Genomic DNA, 18,744 nt, shown 5'->3' on the forward strand with positions numbered 1-18,744 from the left:
GACACTGTCCTGCTGTCGTGCTGGGGTCGTGAGGGGTGAGGGGGTGAGGGGCCGGGGGGAGGCACGGGGGTGGGCACGGGGGTGGGCGGTGGGAGACTGGCGCCATGTCCGCACCGCAGATCGGCTATGCCGCCATGCTCGAGCAGTTCCACCCCACCGAGGCGGTCGAGCTGTCCGCCTACGCGGAGTCGAAGGGCTTTTCCGGCGTCATGGCGGCGGACCACTTCCAGCCCTGGGTGCCCGCGCAGGGCCAGAGCGCGTTCGTCTGGAACGTCCTGACGGCGGTCGGGGAGCGGACGAAGGGCGACTTCGGACCGGGCGTGACCGCGCCCACCTTTCGGTGGCACCCGGCGATGGTCGCGCAGGCCTCCGCCACGCTCGGCGCCATGTACCCGGGCCGGCACTGGCTGGGCCTCGGCTCGGGTGAGGCGCTGAACGAGCACGTCGTCGGCGGCTACTGGCCGGAGGCGCCCGAGCGCATCAGCCGCATGTTCGAGGCGATCGAGATCATCAACGGCCTGTTCACCGCCTCCCTCGCGGGCAAGGACACCAAGTTCTCCGGGCAGTACTACAAGCTGGAGTCGACCCGGCTGTGGACCATGCCGCAGCAGGCGCCGGAGATCCTGATCGCGACCGCCGGCCCGGTCACCGCCAAGCGGGCGGGCCGCGTCGTCGACGGCCTGATCACGGTGGGGGCGCCGCTGGAGAAGATCTCCGGCCTGTTCCAGAAGTTCGCCGACGGGCGGCGCGAGGCGGGCAAGGACCCCGAGGGCGGCCCCAAGGTGCTGCAGGTGCACCTCTCCTGGGCGCCGACGGATGAGGAGGCGCTCGCGAACGCCATGCATGAGTGGCCGAACGGCGGCATGAAGTTCCCGAAGGGCGATATCCGCAGCCCGTTCGAGCTCGAGCAGATGGCCAAGCTGGTGCGGCCCGAGGACTTCGAGGGCCGGCTGACCATCTCCGCCGACCCCGACGTGCATCGCGCCGCCATCCAGCGGTACGCCGACCTGGGCTTCGACCGCATCTACCTGCACAACGTGGGCCGCAACCAGCGCGAGTGGATCGACGTCTTCGCCCGCGACGTGCTGCCCAAGCTCACGCGGTGACCGGCGCTGCATCCGGCGCTGCATCCGACGACCCCCACGCGGCTCCGGAGCTGCGTTGCTGGGCGCCCGCCGGTCTGCCGGAGGTGCGGGCGGGCGACGATCTGGCCGACCTGGTGGCCGACGCGATCGGGCCGCTTGCGGCCGGCGACATCGTGGTCGTCTCCAGCAAGGTCGTCTCCAAGGCGGAGGGCCGCGCGGTGGTCGCCGCCGACCGCGAGCAGGCGATCACCGACGAGACCGTGCGCGTGGTCGCCACGCGGCGCCAGCCGGACGGGCGGCTCACCCGCATCGTGCAGAACCGGCTCGGCATCGTGGGGGCCGCCGCCGGGGTCGATGCCAGCAACGTCGCCGAGGGCACCGTGCTGCTGCTGCCGGTGGATCCCGACGAGTCCGCCGACCGCATCTGCGCCGCCCTCCGCGAGCGGTTCGGGGTGCCGATCGGAGTGGTCGTCAGCGACACGCTGGGCCGCCCGTGGCGGCAGGGTCAGACCGACGTGGCGATCGGCGCAGCGGGGCTGGCCGTGGTCGACGACCTGCGCGGGCAACCGGATGCGGCCGGCCGGCGGATGGACGTCACCGTCGTGGCGGTCGCGGACGAGATCGCCGCCGCGGCGGATCTGGTGAAGGGTAAGGCGACCGGTCGACCGATTGCCGTCGTCCGCGGACTCGGCCGCTTCGTGGGGGAGCGCGGCGGACCCGGGGCACGCACCCTGAACCGCACCGGTCCCGACGACATGTTCCGGTTGGGGACTGCGGAGGCGTACGCCGAGGGCCGGCGCGACGGCGCCGCGGCAGCGTCGTCCGCACCGGTGTCGGTGGCCGCGTCGGCGTCGGCGTCGGCGTCGGCCGCCGTTCCGGAGCCGTGACCGGCTGGATCGTCGTCGTCCCGGTGCGGCGCTTCGCCGCAGCGAAGTCGCGGCTCGAGGTGCCGGACCGGGAGGGCGTGGCGCGGGCCGTGGCGTTGGACACCCTGCAGGTGCTCACCTCGGTGCCCGCCGTCCGGCGGGTGCTCGTGATCACCGACGACCCGGGGGAGCGGTCGTGGCCGGACGCGATGCGCGCGGTCCAGCAGCGCCGGCGCGGCCTGAGCGGCGCGGTCGCCGATGGGATCGCCGCCGCCCGACTGCTCGATCCGCGCGGACCCGTCGCGGTCGTGCTGGGCGACCTGCCCCGGATCACGCCGACCGCCGTCACTGCTCTGCTCGCGGCGGCGGCGCGCGTGCCGGTCGGCTTCGTCCGGGACGCCGCAGGCACCGGCACGACGACCGTGACGATCGCGCCGGGCGTGCGCTTCGCCACGGCGTTCGGCCGGGACTCCGCCGCGCACCACCGCGCCCTCGGCGCCGTCGAGCTGACCGCGAGCGTCGCGCTGCGCCACGACCTCGACACCGCAGCGGACCTGGCGAGGGCTCACGGGTCCTCGGGCCCGTGCCTGGCGGCCCTGCTGGAGGCGCACCCGCCCGGCCGCTGACCGGGCGTTCGGGTGTTCGGCACCCGAAGTGGTACGGTCTAGTTCGGGTCATTCGCACTCGAAGTCGTCCCGGGAGTCTGGAGCGTCGCCGTGTCGTCCGATCCCGCCCCCGCGATCGCCGTCTCCACGGTGATCTTCGGCCTGCGCGCGATCGAACGCAGCGAGCACGTCGTGCTCTCGCTGCCGCTGGTCAAGCGGGTGCGGGAGCCGTACCTCGGCCGGTGGGCGCTGCCGGGTGGACCGCTCGCCGCGACGGAGTCCCTCCGCGAGGCCGCGCGCCGCAACCTGCGCGCCACCACGGGGCTCGATCCGAAGCACCTGGAGCAGCTGTACACGTTCGGCGCGGTGGAGCGCAGCCCAGTGGATCGGGTGGTCTCGATCGTCTACTGGGCGCTCGTGCGCACGGACGAGGCGGACCGCGCCCGCATCGGCGAGAACGTGCGCTGGTTCGCGGCCGACGCGCTGCCTCAGCTGGCGTTCGACCACGACGAGATCGTCGGCTGGGCGCTGAAGCGCCTGCGCAACAAGGTCGAGTACACCCGAATCGCCCACGCCCTGCTCGCCGACGAGTTCACCCTGGCCGACCTGCGCGAGGTGCACGAGGCGATCCTCGGCCGCCGCCTCGATCCCGCCAACTTCCGGCGCCGCATCGAGGCGACCGGCACGGTCGAGGCGACCGGCCGCCACCTGGAAGGCGGACGGCACCGGCCGCCCGCGCTCTACCGCTCCACCGCCCAGAAGGAACTGCTGCTGTGACCTCCGTGCTCGACTCCCTCGACTCCATCGACGCCCTCGTCCGCGCCGACCCCGCCGCCACCTGCGACCCCGCGCTCGCCGACGGCCCGTGGACCTTCGACCTGACCGCTCCCTCCTACGGTCCGGGCGCCAGCCGCGGCGACGTGATCCCCGTCGGCTCCCCGCGCCAGGGCGGCCTGCCCGAGCTGTACCAGCGCGCCTCGAACGCCGAGCTGCACGACCGCATCCGCGCCGCGAAGGCGACCCTGGGCGACCGAGTCGTGGTGCTCGGCCACTTCTATCAGCGGGACGAGGTGATCCAGCACGCGGATGCGGTCGGCGACTCCTTCCAGCTCGCCGGCGCCGCGCGGGCGCACCCTGCGGCCGAGGCGATCGTCTTCTGCGGCGTGCACTTCATGGCCGAGACCGCCGACATGCTGTCGCGGGACGACCAGGCCGTGATGCTGCCCAACCTGGCCGCGGGCTGCTCGATGGCCGACATGGCCGACATCGACAGCGTGGAGGCGTGCTGGGCCGAGCTGACCGCGCTCTACGGCGCCGAGCCGGATGCGCAGGGACGCGTGCCGGTGATCCCGGTCACCTACATGAACTCCGCAGCGGCGCTCAAGGCGTTCTGCGGCGAGCACGGCGGCATCGTCTGCACGTCGTCCAACGCCGCGACCGTGCTGGCGTGGGCGTTCGAGCGCGGGCAGCGGGTGCTGTTCTTCCCCGACCAGCACCTGGGTCGCAACACCGCCAAGGCGATGGGCGTGCCGCTGGAACAGATGCCGATGTGGAACCCGCGCAAGGGCCTCGGCGGCAGCGACGCCGCGACGCTGCAGGACGCCCGCGTCATCCTGTGGCACGGCTTCTGCTCGGTGCACCGCCGCTTCACGGTCGACCAGATCGACCGGGCCCGCGCCCAGCACCCCGGCGTGCGCGTGCTGGTGCACCCGGAGTGCCCGATGGCGGTCGTCGACGCGGCCGACGGCGCCGGCTCCACCGACTACCTGGTGAAGGCGATCGCGGCCGCCACCGAGCCGACCACGTTCGCGATCGGCACCGAGGTGAACCTGGTCAACCGGCTGGCCGCGCAGTATCCGCAGCATACGATCTTCTGCCTGGACCCCGTCGTCTGCCCGTGCTCGACGATGTACCGCATCCATCCCGGCCACCTGGCGTGGGTGCTGGAGTCGCTGGTCGACGGGCAGGTCGTGAACCGTATCCGGGTGGACGAGCGCACGGCGACGCATGCCCGGGTGGCCCTGGAGCGCATGCTGGCGGCCCGCCCGTGACCCGAGTCGCGGTAGTCGGCAGCGGTGCGGCCGGCATGCTGGTCGCGCTTCGCCTCGCACCGACCTGCGCGGTGACGCTCATCACCAAGGGCGTGCTCGGCGACGGCAACACCCGCTGGGCGCAGGGCGGCATCGCCGCGGCGACCGGGCCCGACGACTCCGCCGCCCTGCACGCCGCCGACACGGTCGCGGCCGGGGCCGGGCTGACCGATCCGGCGGTCGCCGCCCTGCTCGCGGCCGCCGGACCCGCACGGATCGCCGAGCTGATCGGCCTGGGACTCCAGTTCGACCGTGACGAGGACCGTGACGGCGCCCAGCCGGCACGCGGGCTGGAGGCCGCGCACGCCATCGCCCGCGTGCTGCACGTCGGCGGCGACGCGACCGGAGCCGGTATCGCGGCGGTGCTCGTCGCCGCGGTGCGGGCGAGCGGAGTCGTCGTGCGCGAGCACACCCTCGCGGTCGACCTGCTGCTGCGGGACGGCGGGGTCGTCGGCCTCGAAACGCTCGACGCGCACGGTCCCGGGCTGCTCGCCGTCGACCAGGTCGTGCTCGCCACCGGCGGCGCGGGGCAGCTGTTCGCCCACACCACCAACCCGACCGGCGCGACCGCCGACGGCGTCGCGCTCGCCGCCCGAGCCGGCGCGGTACTGGCGGACCTGGAGTTCCTGCAGTTCCATCCCACCGCGCTCGCCGTCCCGGGCTCGCCGCTCGTGTCGGAGGCGGTCCGCGGCGAGGGCGCCGTGCTGCTCGACGCCCACGGCCACCGGTTCATGGTCGACCTGCACCCGGACGCCGAACTCGCCCCGCGCGACGTGGTCGCCCGCGGCATCGCGGCGGCCATGCGCCGCCAAGGCGGCAGGCCCGTACGCCTCGACGCGACCGCCATTCCCGAACTGGCCGCGCGGTTCCCCACGATCGGTGCGACGACCCGGGCGGGCGGCTTCGACTGGACTCGCGAGCCCATCCCGGTCACGCCCGCCGCGCACTACTGGATGGGCGGCGTCGCCACCGACATCGACGGCCGCACCTCGGTGCCGGGTCTGTGGGCGATCGGCGAGGTCGCCTGCACGGGCGTGCACGGCGCCAACCGGCTCGCCTCCAACTCGCTGCTGGAGGCGTTCGTCTTCGCCGACCGCTGTGCGCGCGCTCTGCCGCGTGCCGGCGCTGCCTGGCCGTTCCGCCCGCACGCAGCGCCCCGGAGCCAGTGGAGCACGCGAACGACGCCGACCCGGCAGTCAGCGGTCCCCGTTCCCCAGGGGAACGCGCCGTTCTCGCGCGCCGCCCTGCAGCGGCTGCTCTGGGCCGACGCGGGCCTGGTCCGCTCGGCGGAGTCGCTCGGTCGGGCCGCCGCCACGATCGCGGCCTGGCGAGCCGCCCAGCCGGCCCCGGGGTCGATCACCGGGTACTCCAGCACCGAATGGGAGGACGCGAACCTGCTGCTCGCCGGTGCGCTGCTCGTCGACGCTGCCCTGGAGCGACGGGAGTCGCGGGGCGCCCACTTCCGCAGCGACTTTCCGAGGCCCGATCCGGCGCAGGCCGTCCGTGCCTTCCGTCGTCTGACGGCGCCGCCCGCGCCGCTGCTTGCCGAAATCGACGCGGGCGCCCGGCCGAGCGACAGCGGCGCTCGAACGGCGGTGCGCTGATGGCGCTCACCGCGAGCGTGATCGACCGGGTCGTGGCCGCGGCGCTGCAGGAGGACGCTCCCTGGGGCGACTTGACCTCCGAGACGCTGATCCCGGCCGCGGCGACGGTCGAGGCGCAGCTGGTCGCGCGCGAGCCCGGCGTACTCGCCGGGGGCGCCGTGTTCGCGGCCGCCTTCGCGCTGACCAACGACCGCATCCGGGTCGGCCTGGCGCTGCAGGACGGCGACACCTTCGACCGCGGCACGGTCCTCGCCACCGTCGCCGGCCCCGCGCGCGGCGTGCTGCAGGCGGAGCGGATCGGCCTGAACTTCGTGCAGCGGATGAGCGGAGTCGCCACGCTGACCGCGCGCTACGTCGCCGCCGTGGCCGGCACCCGCGCGCGCATCGTCGACACCCGCAAGACCACACCGGGCCTGCGCGCCTTCGAGCGCCATGCCGTGGTCGCCGGCGGCGGCCGCAACCACCGCTTCTCGCTCTCCGATGCCGTGATGGCGAAGGACAACCACCTGGCCGTGCTCACCGCCGACGGCACCTCGCTGACCGACGCCCTGCGCGCAGTCCGCGCTGCCCTGCCGCACACCGCGCACCTGGAGGTGGAGGTGGACCGGCTGGACCAGATCGACGCCGTGCTCGCCGGCGGCGTCGACACGATCATGCTCGACAACTTCTCGCTGGCCGATCTGGCCCGCGGAGTCGCCCAGGTCGACGGCCGCGCCGTCATCGAGGCCAGCGGCGGTGTCGACCTGCACACCGTCGCTGCGATCGCCGCCACCGGCGTGGACGTCATCTCGGTCGGCGCACTGACCCACAGCGCCCGCGCGCTCGACCTGGGCCTCGATGTGGCGGCCCTCGACGTGCCGGGCCTCGATCGGCCGAGCCGTGGTGGGAAAGGGCGCGAGTGACCGTCTACCTCGACCATGCCGCCACGGCGCCGGTGCGCCGCGAGGTGCTAGCGGCGATGTGGCCGTTCCTGGCCGGCGAACCCGGCAACCCGGGCAGCCACCACTCGCCGGGCGATCGCGCGGCCCGCGCCCTGCACACCGCGCTCGCCGACATCGCGACGGTGCTCGGCTGCCGCCCGGGCGAGGTGGTGCTCACCTCCGGCGGCACGGAGGCGGCCAACCTCGCGATCAAGGGCATCGCGCTGGCCCGGCCACGCGGCCGGCACCTGATCACGACCGCGGTCGAGCATCCCGCGGTCCTGGAGAGCTGCCGAGCCCTCGCCCGCGCCGGCTTCGAGCTGACCGTGCTGCCCGTCGACCGGTTCGGGTTGGTCGATCCGCAGCAGGTCGAGGCCGCGCTGCGCGACGACACGACGCTCGTCACGGTGCAGCTGGCGAACAACGAGGTCGGCTCCGTCCAGCCGGTGGCAGAGATCGCCGCGCTCGCTCACGCCCGGGACGTCCCGGTGCACACCGACGCGGTGCAGGCGGCGGGAGTCCTGCCCATCGGGCTGGCTGCGCTCGGCGTCGACGCCGTCTCGATCGCCGGCCACAAGGTCGGCACCCCCGTCGGCATCGGCGCCCTCGCCGTGCACGCCGGCGTCCCGATCGAGCCGCTGATCCATGGCGGCGGTCAGCAGCGAGGCCGCCGCAGCGGCACCGAGAACGTCGCCGCCGCGGTCGGGCTGGCCACCGCTCTCGTGCTGGCGGACCGCGACCGGGCCGACGCCCCCGCGCTCGCGGCCCGCCGGGATGCCTTCGTCACCCGCGTGCTCGCCGGGATCGACGGCACGGCACTCACCGGGCACCCGGAGCGCCGCCTGCCCGGCTCCGCCTCCTTCGTCGTGGCCGGCATCAGCGGGGAGTCGCTGCTGACGGAGCTGGACGCGCGCGGCATCGCCGTCTCCAGCGGATCCGCCTGCGCCGCCGGCGATGACGAACCCTCGCCCGTGCTGACCGCGATGGGCTTCCATGCCGCGACCGCGCAGAGCGCGATCCGCATCACGATGGGCTTCCACACCGGCGAGGACGAGCTGCGGGCCGCCTTCGACGCGCTGCGGGAGGCGGCCGCCGGCGTCCGTGTACTCGCCTGAACGAACCCGTCGGCCGCATGCTGAGTACCCGCAGAACAGCCTGTTGCATCCGCACCCCGGATCGGGAAGAGTCGGCCCGGCGCTCGCATTGATACCGTCATCTGCGGGTCCCGCCGGACCCACCCCGAACCGGGAGCTCGTGATGTCCGGAACCCTGCTGCATGACCCGTCCACCGCGATGGCGCCCCTGCCGAGCGTCACAGTCGATGGGCTGATCCCGGCGCGCGTGCCGACGCTGTACTTCATCGGCGTCACCACCGGCGGCTCCTCCATCCAGCGGGTGTTCCCCAGCTGGGCCGCGCAGCTCGGCCTGAACGACGCGCGTCTGCAGGGCGTGGACCTGCCGCTCGGCGCCGATCCGGCCGTCTACCGCCACGTCGTGCAGTTCATCGCAGCCGATCCGCTCAGCCTCGGTGCGCAGGTGACCACGCACAAGATCGATCTCTTCAACGCGGCCGGTGACCTGTTCGACGAGCTGGGTCCGCTCGCGACGTTGATGGGCGAGGTCAGCTGCATCATCAAGCGCGACGGGCGGCTGATCGGCCGCGCCAAGGACCCGATCACCAGCGGTCTGGCGTTGAACGCGTTCGTCCCCGCCGACCACTGGGAGCGCACCGGCCGTCAGGCGCTCGTGCTCGGCGCGGGCGGCGCGGGCGTGGCGATCACCTGGAACCTGACCAGGCCGGAGCGAGGGGCCGACCGTCCCGCCGAGGTCATCGTGACCGACAGCGATCAGGGGCGGCTCAGCGCCCTGGTCGCTCTGTACCGGACCACGGGCGCCACCACGCCCCTTCGGACCATCCTGGTGCGCAACACCGACCAGACCGACGCGGTGCTGCACTCGCTGCGTCCGGGGGCATTCGTCGTGAACGCCACGGGGATCGGCAAGGACCGACCCGGCTCGCCCCTGGGGGCGACCGCCCGGTTCCCCGTCGGCGCGTTCGCCTGGGAGTTGAACTACCGGGGCGAACTGCAGTTCCTCAGCCAGGCCCGGTCGCAGGCACTGACGGGCGAGGTGCTCACGGAGGACGGCTGGACCTACTTTCTGCACGGCTGGCTGCAGGCCATCGGCGAGGTGTTCAGCATCCCCGTCCCGATCGACGGCGCCGACTTCCGCCTGCTCTCCGATCTGGCGCTCGCAGTTCGCTGACCCACCGTCCGCCGACGGAGGCGTTCGCTGACCGGCGTTCGCTGAGAGGCGTTCGCTGACACGCCGGTAGCGCAGCCGACCGGCTGTGGCAAGGGGATTGTCCACTCAGGCACGTGCGGGGACAGTGTCGTGTACCGGCCGCCGAATGGGCGCGTGACCCGACCCGGGTGACCATGCGCTTTCGGAATCGAGGCCGGTGAACCGGTCCGGACGACCGGGCGGATCGATGACGCGCCGACAACCGACGGTGCGGCGACCACGACGGTTGGACGGCGAAGATGAAGCGCCTCACGATGGGCAGCCAGGTGCTGATCACCGACGACCGGATCGCCGATCTCGTGCTCACCTACGCGGGCGTCCTCGCTCGATCAGGCAGTGCGGACACGGTGCGCATTCCCGTGGTCGGGGAAGCGGGCCAGGTTCAGCAGGCGCAGCTGCTGATCGGCCCGGCGAGTCAGATCGTCGTGACGGAGGACGGCACGGGCGGTCCCGACCTCGCCCCCGGCCCCGCTCTGGACGAGATCGAGCATCGGATGGCGCGATACGGGTCGCACACCCCGGACGACGGGCTCGACCCGCAGGCCTACGTCGTCCAGTTCGACGACTACGAGCCGGCGGCGCCGAGCAGCGACGGCGCGGCGCGGTGACGACGGCGAGCGGCGCGGTGACCTCACCGCGCTCCTCCTGTCACGGCTTGCGGTGGGCTCCTTCGGCCCGCGCCGGCCGGCCGTGCTCGTCGACGACCACCAGGCCGCGTGAACTGTTCGCCGACTCGCCGAGCACGCCGAGCCACGTCGCATCGATCGCCGGCGTACGTGAGCCCGCGAACTTGAAGTAGAGCGGCGTGGTCGGGGTCAGCCAGATCGAGCTGCGCCCGTCGCCGATCGCGAGGGCGTCGAGCCATGACATGGCGAAGCTCTCCTGACGGCGGAACTTTTGCATGATAACGATCTGCAGGTGCGTCAGCAGGCGGTCGTCGAACTCGATCATCGCCCCGTCGTAAATGAACGTGCCCACTGATGGTGCTCCCGACTGACCATCCGGGAGAAGAAAGTGGGAGAGAGCAGCGTGCATCACGCTCGAACGAGGGACCCCGGTTGGGGCAACCGTACGCCTGATCCGGTTGCCTCGAGCGTTCTCTTCCGATCTGCGCCGAGAATGGGCCGTGGACCCGCCGAGAATCAGGCGCGGTCCCGGGGAATGAGCCGCGCCCGCTGAGACCGACACGTGCGTCCGACGAACGGAGGGAACCGAGTGCCGGAGCACGCCGTCCGTCCGCTGCGGTTCGCCGCGTTCGTGATGAACACCGTCTCGCACATCCAGCACGGCCTGTGGCGGCATCCGCAGGCGCGACAGCACGAGTACGGCGACGTGCGCCTGTGGATCGAGACGGCCCGCACGCTGGAGCGCGGCGGGTTCGACGCGATGTTCTTCGCCGACGTCGTCGGTACCTACGGCCCGCCTCGCGCCGACCTGGTCCCGCTCGCGCGGGAGGGCCTGCAGTTGCCGAGCAACGATCCGATGGTGCTGATTGCGGCGCTCGCCACCCACACCGAGCAGCTCGGCTTCGCCTTCACCTCCTCCGTCATCCAGGCTCACCCGTTCGACTTCGCGCGCAAGGTCTCCACCCTCGACGCACTCTCCGGCGGCCGGATCGGCTGGAACATCGTGACCAGCGCGCTGGAGTCGGCTGCCCGCAACTTCGGCTTCGACGCGCTGGAGGAGCACGACGAGCGCTACGAGCGCGCCGAGGAGTACCTGCAGGTCGTCACGAAGCTGTGGGAGGGATCGTGGGACGACGGCGCGATCGTCGCCGACAAGGCCGGCGGCGTCTATGCCGACGGCACCCGCATCCACCGCATCGACCACGAGGGCCCGCGGTACCGGGTCGCGGGCCCGCACCTGACCGCGCCGACGCCGCAGCGCACGCCGGTGCTCTTCCAGGCCGGCTCGTCGCCCGCCGGCCGAGCGTTCGCCGCCCGGAACGCGGAGGCGCAGTTCCTGTTCTCGGGCAACGCCGACGCGACCGAGGCGCTGATCGCCGACACCCGCCGACTGGTTGCGGCGACCGGGCGGTCGCCGACGGACGTGCTGTTCTTCCTCGGCACCGCCTTCGTGGTCGGGTCCACGGAGGCGGAGGCGAAGCGGCGGGAGGCGGAGCTGGACGAGTACCTCGCAGCCGACGCGTTCCTGCTGCACACGAACCTCGGCTCCGACCCGGTGACCGGCGATGCGCTCGATCCCGACCTGCCGCTGTCGCAGCTGTCCGGCAGCCACGGCTGGAGCCACCTGCGCTGGCTGCAGGAGGCGAGCGACGACCCCGACCCGACGATCGCCGACCTGGCCCGGCTGCAGGCCAAGCTGCGCGGCCGCATCGTGGGCACGCCCGACCAGATCGCCGACGCGCTGCTGGCGTGGCAGCGCCGCGGCGTCGACGGCATCAACGTCGTCAACTGGACGCTGCCGGGCTCCTACGAGTCCTTCGCGGACGAGCTGGCCCCCACCCTGCGGGAGCGAGGGCTGCTGGCTGTGCCGCAGGGACCGTCGACGCTGCGCCACCGGCTGACCGGCCGCGACCGCCTCCCGGACACCCACCCGGCCGCTCGCTGGCGCGGCGCCTTCGCCTGAGCCGCAGGCCGTCGCAGCGCACGTCTGCACCCCTTTCAGGGTTCACTTCTCGACGCTGCTGCGGCCGGACAGCGTCGCGAACTGAACCTCGGACCAACGAGGGCCCGCAGAGCGCCGTCGAGCGCCGTCCGAAGAGCAACTATCTAGGGAACCGTCTCCGGGCCCTTCTCCCGAGCGATCGCGGTCGCGATGCCCAGCGCTCCCGCGACGATGATTGCCGAGGCTCCGTCGTCGGTCATCCAGAGCGGGGTGACCAGGCTGCGGACGCCCGCCCCGTTCAGCGCCCCGGTCGCGTCGGTGTCCACCTCGTCCACGAGCCAGCCGTCGAGCAGGCCGCCGGAGCCGCGGGCGCCGTAGTGCAGGGCGATCGCGGCCGCGTCCGTCGCCACGCCGATCGCGGTCAGGCAGGCGTCGGCCATACCGCGCACCACCGCGCCGCCGATGACGGGGGAGACGCCGACGACTGGCGCGCGGGCGCTCCGCAGCGCCTCGCGGATGCCGGGTATCCCGAGGATCGTCCCGATCGAGACTACCGGATTGGAGGGGGCGAGCAGGATCACGTCGGCCGCCCCGGTCGCCTCCACCACGCCGGGCGCCGGCGTCGCCTGGGCCACCCCGTGCTGCACGAACCGCTTCGCCGTCAGCGCGGCTCGGGTTCGCACCCACCACTCCTCGAAGTGCAGTTCGCGCTCCTCGCCGTCCTCGTCGACCACGACATGGGTCTCGACCTCGGCGTCGGTCATCGGCAGCAGCCGCACGCCGAGGGGCCAGCGAGCGGTGAGCCGCTCGGTGACGGCGGACAGCGGCAGGCCGTCGCGCAGCATCGCGGAGCGGGCGATGTGAGTGCCGAGGTCCAGGTCGCCCAGCGTGAACCAGGGCCAGCCGACCCCGTACGCGGTCAGCTCGGCGCTGACCCGCTCGGTCTCGCCGGCGCGGCCCCAGCCCCGCACGTCGTCGTTCACGCCGGCGAGCGCGTACATGACGGAGTCCAGGTCGGGGGTGACCCGCAGGCCGGCCAGCCACAGGTCGTCGCCCGTGTTCACGACCACCGTGATCGACGCGGCGGTCCCTGCCGGGCCGTCCGGCCAGCGCTCGCGGCAGAGCGCCCGGACGCCGCGCACGAACTTGGCCCCGCCCACTCCGCCCGCGAGCACGACGATCCGTGGCGCGGTCACCGGTCGAGCCTAGGCAGTCGGGCCGGAGCGGATATGTGTTGAGGTAGCGTGCGGGCTGCTGCGGCTCACCCACTCCGCGGCCCCGCGGCCCCTGCCGCAGACCGCGAGCGCAGACCGCATCCGGCAGGCGTGGCACCAGGTGGAGCGCTGATCCACTGGACGACCGCCCGCGTCGGCCCCGCCCCTGCCTTGCAGTTCGGCCGCTTACGATCGGAGGCGGTTGGAGGCGACCCGGCCCGATCGTCACGAGGGAGTGGATCATGAAGGCATGGCAGTTCGAGGCTGACGGTAAGCCGATCGCACTCAACGAGATACCCGAGCCGCAGCCCGGCTCCGGCGAGGTCGTCGTCGACGTCAGGGCCGCCGGCTTGTGCCACAGCGACCTCCTCTACATGCAGCTCGGGCAGAACGTGATGTCCTTCGTCCCGATGACGCAGGGGCACGAGAACGCCGGCGTGATCAGTGCGCTCGGTGACGGAGTCACGGGATGGGCGGTCGGCGACGCGGTGGGCGTCTGCTCGTCCGGTGTGCGCCCGCCGTTGGGCATCTTCACGCCAGGCGGCTTCGCCGACAAGCTCGTCGCCGACGCGTCCGACCTGGCTCGGGTTCCCGAGGGGCTCGACCTGCGGCTGGCGGCTCTGGCGACGGATGCGGGCATGACCTCGTACCACGCGATGATCAAGGCGGGCGGCGCATCGGCGGGCATGAAGGTCGGAGTCATCGGCTACGGCGGACTCGGACAGATCGGCACCCGCGCCGCGGTCCTCGTCGGCGCCGAGGTGCACGTCGCCGAGACCAAGGAAGCCGTGTGGGACCTCGCGAGGGCCGCCGGCGCGACCGACGTGGTGCGGGACGCCGATGCGTGGGCCGGGCAGGACTTCGACCTGGTGGTCGACTACGCCGGTTTCGATACGACGCAGAAGGCTGTGAACGCCGTACGACGGGGTGGTACGGCCGTGCAGGTGGGCCTCGGCGCGCAGACGTTCACCATCGACACCGCCTCGATCCTCGGCAAGAGCATCGTCGGATCGCTCGGGGGCACCGTCCAGGACATCGAGGAGGTCTTCGCCTTGCTGCTGAAGAAGGAGATCGAGCCGACGTTCACCACCATCGCGTTCGATGAGATCGGAGCGGGGCTGGAACGGCTGAGGAACAACGAGGTCACCGGTCGCCTCGTGGCCCGCTTCGGCGACTGACCGAAGAACTCCCTCGTTCGCGCGGTGATCGTGGGCGGGCCCGCGGCACCTGCGGCTGCAGCTGCGGCGCGTCACACGGCGCAACGGGAATCGCCCTCGCCGCCACGAGTCGTGAGGCTTTCGGTAGACGCGGAGCACGCTCGACCCCAGGGCCCGCAGCCGTATGCGATCCGAGGGGAGGGCGGCCGTGAGCGAGATCCTGGGCATCGTCCCCCCGCGCACCTTCGTCGCGATCTCGGACTGCGGCGGCTTCGGGCGGGCGGCGGCCGCGCTGCACCTCAGCCAGCCGACCGTCAGCCAGCACGTGCGGCTGCTCGTGAAGCGGCTCGGACAGACCCTGGTGGAGAAGTCCGGGCGCCGCGCCCGCCTCACACAGGCCGGCGCTGCCGAGCGCCGGGCGCACACCGGCCGGACTCGTGGTGCAGCGCGGACTGCCGGACCTCGGCCACATCAGCGTGCGACTCGTCACCGCAGGGGACTCGACGCGGACATCGAACGGACCGCACTCGTCGCGCTCGAAGACGTCGTCACCGCCAAGCCCTACATCCTCGCCGTCCTCGCATACCACCCACCCGACTCGCCGTGTCGGCGCCGATCGAAGGTCCTTCATGCCCTCACCCCTCATCTCGCCCGACGAGCTCGCCGGCATCATCGGCCGCGACGACGTCCGCGTGCTCGACGTGCGCTGGCGGCTCGACCGGCCGGACGGCCGGCCCGAGTACCTGCTCGGCCACCTGCCCGGCGCGGTCTACGTCGACCTCGACACCGAGCTCGCCCAGCACGGCGCCCCGACCGACGGACGCCACCCGCTGCCACCGCTTGCCGCGCTGCAGGCCTCGGCCAGGCGGTGGGGCATCGACGACGGCGACACCGTCGTGGTCTACGACGACCTGAAGAACCTCTCCTCCTCCCGGGCATGGTGGGTGCTTCGCGCCGCCGGCATCGACGACGTCCGGGTGCTGGACGGGTCCCTGCGCGGCTGGACCGCGAGCGGTCGGACGCTCGAGACCGGCGACGTGGTCGCGGAGCCCGGCGGCGTGACCCTGCGCGGCGGGCGGCAGCCGACGCTCTCGATCGAGGAGGCTGCGGCGCTGCCGTCGGCCGGCGTGCTGCTCGACGCCCGCGCGGCCGAGCGGTACCGCGGCGAGGTGGAGCCGATCGACCCGCGGGCCGGCCACATCCCCGGCGCGATCAGTGCGCCGACGACCGAAAACGTGGACGCCGCGGGCCGCTTCCTCGAACCCGCAGTGCTCCGCGAGCGGTTCACGACCCTCGGCGTGGCGGACGACGACCCGATCGGCGTGTACTGCGGCTCGGGAGTGACCGCCGCGCACGCCGCCCTCGCCCTCACTGTCGCCGGCTTCACGCCAGCGCTCTACCCGGGCTCGTGGTCCCAGTGGTCGAACATCCCCGATCGGCCCATCGCTACCGGCCCGCGGCCGGATGGAGCGGCGGCATGACCGTGCACCACCACCATCTGGACTCGGGTGCGCACGAGCCCAGACGCTGCCTCGCGGTTGGCGGTGACAGGATCGGCGGCGATGACGATCCAGTTGACGGCCGAGGGTGCGCGGACCGACGGGTATGCCCCGCTGCGCGAGTACGCCGCGATCGGGGACGGCCGCACCGTCGCACTGATCGCGCGGGACGGCCGGATCGACTGGTTCCCGCTGCCGTCCCTCGACACCCCGCCGATGTTCGCGGCCATCATCGACGAGCGGCGCGGCGGCCGCATCGAGCTGTGCCCGACCGCGCCGTTCAGCAGCACGCGGCACTACGTGGACGGTACGAACGTGCTGATCACGCGGTTCACGACCGACGCCGGGGTGGTCGATGTCACCGACGCGCTGGTGACCGGCGTCGCGGGCCGGCTGCCGTGGACCGAGCTGGCCCGCCGCATCGAGGGCGTCGAAGGCACCGTCGAGATGCGCTGGTCGGTGCGCCCCGGCAACGCGTTGGACGACGAGACGGTGCAGCGGTTCGACACCGGCCACGGTCCGCTGATCCGCTCCGGCTCGGTCAACATCGTGCTGGTCGGCTTCGATCACGGTCGCACGGACCCCGTGCACCCCGGCAACGGTCCGGCGAACGCGCCGCCGGAGTTCCGCGGCGCCTTCACGACGAGCGCCGGTTCGCGGCACCTGATCTGCCTCTGCGGCACCGATGACGAGCCGGTGCGGCTGCCTGATCCGCACGTCGTGGACCAGGGCATCGACCGCACGATCGCCGGCTGGCAGCGCTGGTCGAACGAGTTCACCTGGGATGGTCCGTGGCCGGAGGTTGTCGCGCGCAGCGCGCTGGCGCTGAAGCTGCTGATCCACAGCCCGACCGGGGCGATCGCCGCGGCGGCCACCACCTCGCTGCCCGAGAGCCTGACCGCCGGCAAGAACTACGACTACCGCTTCGCCTGGATCCGTGACGCGGCCTACACGGTCGACGCGCTGATCCGCTTCGGGCTGCGCGAGGAGCCGCACGGCGCGGTGTCCTGGATGCTGAAGGCACTGAAGGCGGTCGACGGCGACATGGCCGTCTTCCTGACGCTCACCGGCGAACGCCAAGACGACCTGGTGCGATCGAGCGCGCCCGGCTGGCGGGGCATTGGGCCGGTCGTGGTCGGCAACAGCGCCAGCCGGCAACTGCAGCTCGGCACCTACGCCGACCTGCTCTCGATCGTCGCCGGCTACGCCTCCGGCGGCAACGTGGTGGACGGGACCACGAGCGACCTGCTGATCAAGCTGGCCAACGACACCTGCGTGCAATGGCCCAAGAAGGACGCCGGGATGTGGGAGCTGCCGGTGAAGCGGCACTACGTCTCCAGCAAGATGGGCTGCTGGCAGGCACTCGACGCGATCCTGCGGCTGCACGACATGGGCCTGGTGCTGCCGAAGCCCGGCGACCGGCGGCGCTGGGAGAAGAACCGCGACCTGATCCGCCGGTGGATCGACCGGCACGGCTGGTCGGAGCGCCGCGGCGCCTATCTGATGGCCAAGGGCAGCCGTGACCTGGACGTCTCGGTCCTGCTGCACACGGTCAGCGGGTTCGACCGCGGCGAGCGGATGTCGCGCACCATCGACGTGCTGCGGCGCGAGTTGGGCGCCGGCGACCTGATGTATCGCTACAGCGGCATGCAGTCCGAGGAGGGCACGTTCACCGCCTGCGCGTTCTGGACCGCCTCCGCCCTGGCCTGCGTGGGGCGGATGACCGAGGCGACCGAGCTGATGGACCGCCTGGTCGACCAGGTGAACGACGTGGGCCTGCTCACCGAGATGATCGACGCGGACTCGGGCGCGTTCCTCGGCAACATGCCGCAGGCACTCAGCCACCTCGCTTTGGTGAACGCCGCCAGCGTCATCCGAACACTCGGATGAGCGCGCTCAGCGGTGAGCACGTGCTCCGCTGAGTACCGTCCGAAACACACAGGAAACCCAGGGGAAACCTGGACGCGGCAGAGTGAACCCAATGAGCACTGTCGTCGCCGCCATCACGCAGACCACCTGGACCGGCGACACAGCCTCGATGCTCGACAAGCACGAGGGCTTCGCCCGGGACGCGAAAGCCCGGGGCGCCCAGGTGATCTGCTTTCAGGAGCTGTTCTACGGCCCGTACTTCGGCATCACCGAGGATCCGAAGTACTACGACTTCGCCGAATCAGCGGACGGGCCGATCGTGCAGCGGTTCGCCGCGCTGGCCAAGGAGTTGGGCCTCGTCATGGTGCTGCCCATCTACGAGGAGGCGCAGACCGGCGTCTACTACAACACCGCCGTCGTCGTCGACGCGGACGGCACCGTCCTCGGCAAGTACCGCAAGCACCACATCCCGAACCTCGACAAGTTCTGGGAGAAGTTCTACTTCCGCCCCGGCAACCTGGGCTACCCGGTGTTCCAGACGGCGGTCGGCCGAGTGGGCGTCTACATCTGCTACGACCGGCACTTCCCGGAGGGCTGGCGCGAGCTGGGCTTGAACGGCGCCGAGATCGTCTTCAACCCGAACGCCACCAAGCCGGGGCTCTCCAATCGGCTGTGGGAGATCGAGCAGGCCGCCGCCGCTGCCGCGAACGGCTACTTCGTGGCCGCGCCGAACCGGGTGGGCACCGAGGACAACGAGTACGGCGACCTGGCGGTCAGCTTCTACGGCTCCAGCCAGTTCCTCGACCCGCGCGGCAACTGGGTGGGCGACCTGGGAAGCGCGACCGACGAGGAGGTGCTGGTCCGCGAGCTGGACCTGGACCTGATCCGCCAGGTGCGCAACGACTGGCAGTTCTACCGCGACCGCCGGCCCGACTCCTACACCGCGATCACCGCACCCTGATC

General features: G+C 72.5%; 17 protein-coding genes and 1 pseudogene. 16 read left to right on the forward strand and 2 right to left on the reverse strand.

Annotation, left to right across the window (positions count from 1 at the left end; genetic code table 11):
• The first annotated feature begins 104 nt into the window (after positions 1-104).
• From ACFE7H_RS01785 to ACFE7H_RS01830, 10 genes are all read left to right on the forward strand, one after another.
• On the forward strand, positions 105-1,106 hold the full coding sequence (locus ACFE7H_RS01785) for a TIGR03557 family F420-dependent LLM class oxidoreductase (protein ID WP_375399475.1): 1,002 nt from the start codon (positions 105-107) through the stop codon (positions 1,104-1,106).
• Positions 1,103-1,972, forward strand: a complete 870-nt coding sequence (locus tag ACFE7H_RS01790; RefSeq protein ID WP_375399476.1) for a coenzyme F420-0:L-glutamate ligase — start codon at positions 1,103-1,105, stop codon at positions 1,970-1,972. Before ACFE7H_RS01785 ends, ACFE7H_RS01790 begins: the two co-directional genes overlap by 4 nt.
• Positions 1,969-2,577 (forward strand): 2-phospho-L-lactate guanylyltransferase, encoded by a 609-nt coding sequence (cofC, locus tag ACFE7H_RS01795; RefSeq protein ID WP_375399477.1) that lies wholly within the window; start codon positions 1,969-1,971, stop codon positions 2,575-2,577. The genes ACFE7H_RS01790 and cofC overlap by 4 nt, the downstream gene beginning before the upstream one ends.
• A gap of 90 nt (positions 2,578-2,667) precedes the next feature.
• Positions 2,668-3,333 carry an NUDIX domain-containing protein gene (locus tag ACFE7H_RS01800; RefSeq protein WP_375399478.1) on the forward strand — a complete coding sequence of 222 codons (666 nt, stop codon included), beginning with the start codon at positions 2,668-2,670 and terminating at the stop codon, positions 3,331-3,333.
• Positions 3,334-3,338: 5 nt separating this feature from the next.
• A complete protein-coding gene (gene nadA, locus ACFE7H_RS01805) occupies positions 3,339-4,607 on the forward strand; it encodes a quinolinate synthase NadA (protein ID WP_375399690.1) in 1,269 nt (422 codons plus the stop codon).
• Positions 4,604-6,250: an L-aspartate oxidase gene (gene nadB, locus ACFE7H_RS01810; RefSeq protein ID WP_375399479.1), complete on the forward strand. Its 1,647-nt coding sequence runs from the start codon at positions 4,604-4,606 to the stop codon at positions 6,248-6,250. Before nadA ends, nadB begins: the two co-directional genes overlap by 4 nt.
• The gene (gene nadC, locus ACFE7H_RS01815) at positions 6,250-7,152 is read left to right on the forward strand and encodes a carboxylating nicotinate-nucleotide diphosphorylase (RefSeq protein ID WP_375399480.1); all 903 of its coding nucleotides are present in this window, start codon (positions 6,250-6,252) and stop codon (positions 7,150-7,152) included. Before nadB ends, nadC begins: the two co-directional genes overlap by 1 nt.
• Positions 7,149-8,285: a cysteine desulfurase family protein gene (locus ACFE7H_RS01820; RefSeq protein ID WP_375399481.1), complete on the forward strand. Its 1,137-nt coding sequence runs from the start codon at positions 7,149-7,151 to the stop codon at positions 8,283-8,285. Before nadC ends, ACFE7H_RS01820 begins: the two co-directional genes overlap by 4 nt.
• 142 nt (positions 8,286-8,427) lie before the next feature.
• Positions 8,428-9,435, forward strand: a complete 1,008-nt coding sequence (locus tag ACFE7H_RS01825) for a shikimate dehydrogenase family protein (RefSeq protein WP_375399482.1) — start codon at positions 8,428-8,430, stop codon at positions 9,433-9,435.
• 278 nt (positions 9,436-9,713) lie between these two features.
• A complete protein-coding gene (locus ACFE7H_RS01830) occupies positions 9,714-10,082 on the forward strand; it encodes a hypothetical protein (protein ID WP_375399483.1) in 369 nt (122 codons plus the stop codon).
• Between the two features lie 40 nt (positions 10,083-10,122).
• Here the strand turns inward: ACFE7H_RS01830 and ACFE7H_RS01835 are convergent, their stop codons facing one another.
• Entirely contained in the window at positions 10,123-10,452 is a 330-nt protein-coding gene (locus tag ACFE7H_RS01835) for an ATP-dependent DNA ligase (protein WP_375399484.1), read from the reverse strand.
• A 237-nt stretch (positions 10,453-10,689) separates the two neighbouring features.
• Here ACFE7H_RS01835 and ACFE7H_RS01840 point away from each other — a divergent pair, with 237 nt between their 5' ends.
• A complete protein-coding gene (locus tag ACFE7H_RS01840; protein ID WP_375399485.1) occupies positions 10,690-12,063 on the forward strand; it encodes an NtaA/DmoA family FMN-dependent monooxygenase in 1,374 nt (457 codons plus the stop codon).
• A gap of 143 nt (positions 12,064-12,206) precedes the next feature.
• Here ACFE7H_RS01840 and cofD read toward each other — a convergent pair whose 3' ends face one another.
• The gene (gene cofD / locus ACFE7H_RS01845) at positions 12,207-13,238 is read right to left on the reverse strand and encodes a 2-phospho-L-lactate transferase (protein ID WP_375399486.1); all 1,032 of its coding nucleotides are present in this window, start codon (positions 13,236-13,238) and stop codon (positions 12,207-12,209) included.
• 260 nt (positions 13,239-13,498) lie between these two features.
• Here cofD and ACFE7H_RS01850 point away from each other — a divergent pair, with 260 nt between their 5' ends.
• From ACFE7H_RS01850 to ACFE7H_RS01870, 5 genes and pseudogenes are all read left to right on the forward strand, one after another.
• Complete coding sequence (locus ACFE7H_RS01850) at positions 13,499-14,434, forward strand: zinc-binding dehydrogenase (protein WP_375399487.1); 936 nt, start codon at positions 13,499-13,501, stop codon at positions 14,432-14,434.
• A 163-nt stretch (positions 14,435-14,597) separates the two neighbouring features.
• Positions 14,598-14,804, forward strand: a pseudogene (locus ACFE7H_RS01855) (LysR family transcriptional regulator); the annotation flags it as partial.
• A 238-nt stretch (positions 14,805-15,042) separates the two neighbouring features.
• The gene (locus ACFE7H_RS01860) at positions 15,043-15,894 is read left to right on the forward strand and encodes a sulfurtransferase (protein WP_375399488.1); all 852 of its coding nucleotides are present in this window, start codon (positions 15,043-15,045) and stop codon (positions 15,892-15,894) included.
• Positions 15,895-15,975: 81 nt separating this feature from the next.
• Positions 15,976-17,802 carry a glycoside hydrolase family 15 protein gene (locus tag ACFE7H_RS01865; RefSeq protein WP_375399489.1) on the forward strand — a complete coding sequence of 609 codons (1,827 nt, stop codon included), beginning with the start codon at positions 15,976-15,978 and terminating at the stop codon, positions 17,800-17,802.
• 91 nt (positions 17,803-17,893) lie between these two features.
• Complete coding sequence (locus ACFE7H_RS01870) at positions 17,894-18,742, forward strand: nitrilase-related carbon-nitrogen hydrolase (protein WP_375399490.1); 849 nt, start codon at positions 17,894-17,896, stop codon at positions 18,740-18,742.
• Positions 18,743-18,744: the final 2 nt, after the last annotated feature.

The sequence above is a fragment of the uncultured Amnibacterium sp. genome, assembly GCF_964250715.1.
GTDB lineage: Bacteria > Actinomycetota > Actinomycetes > Actinomycetales > Microbacteriaceae > Amnibacterium.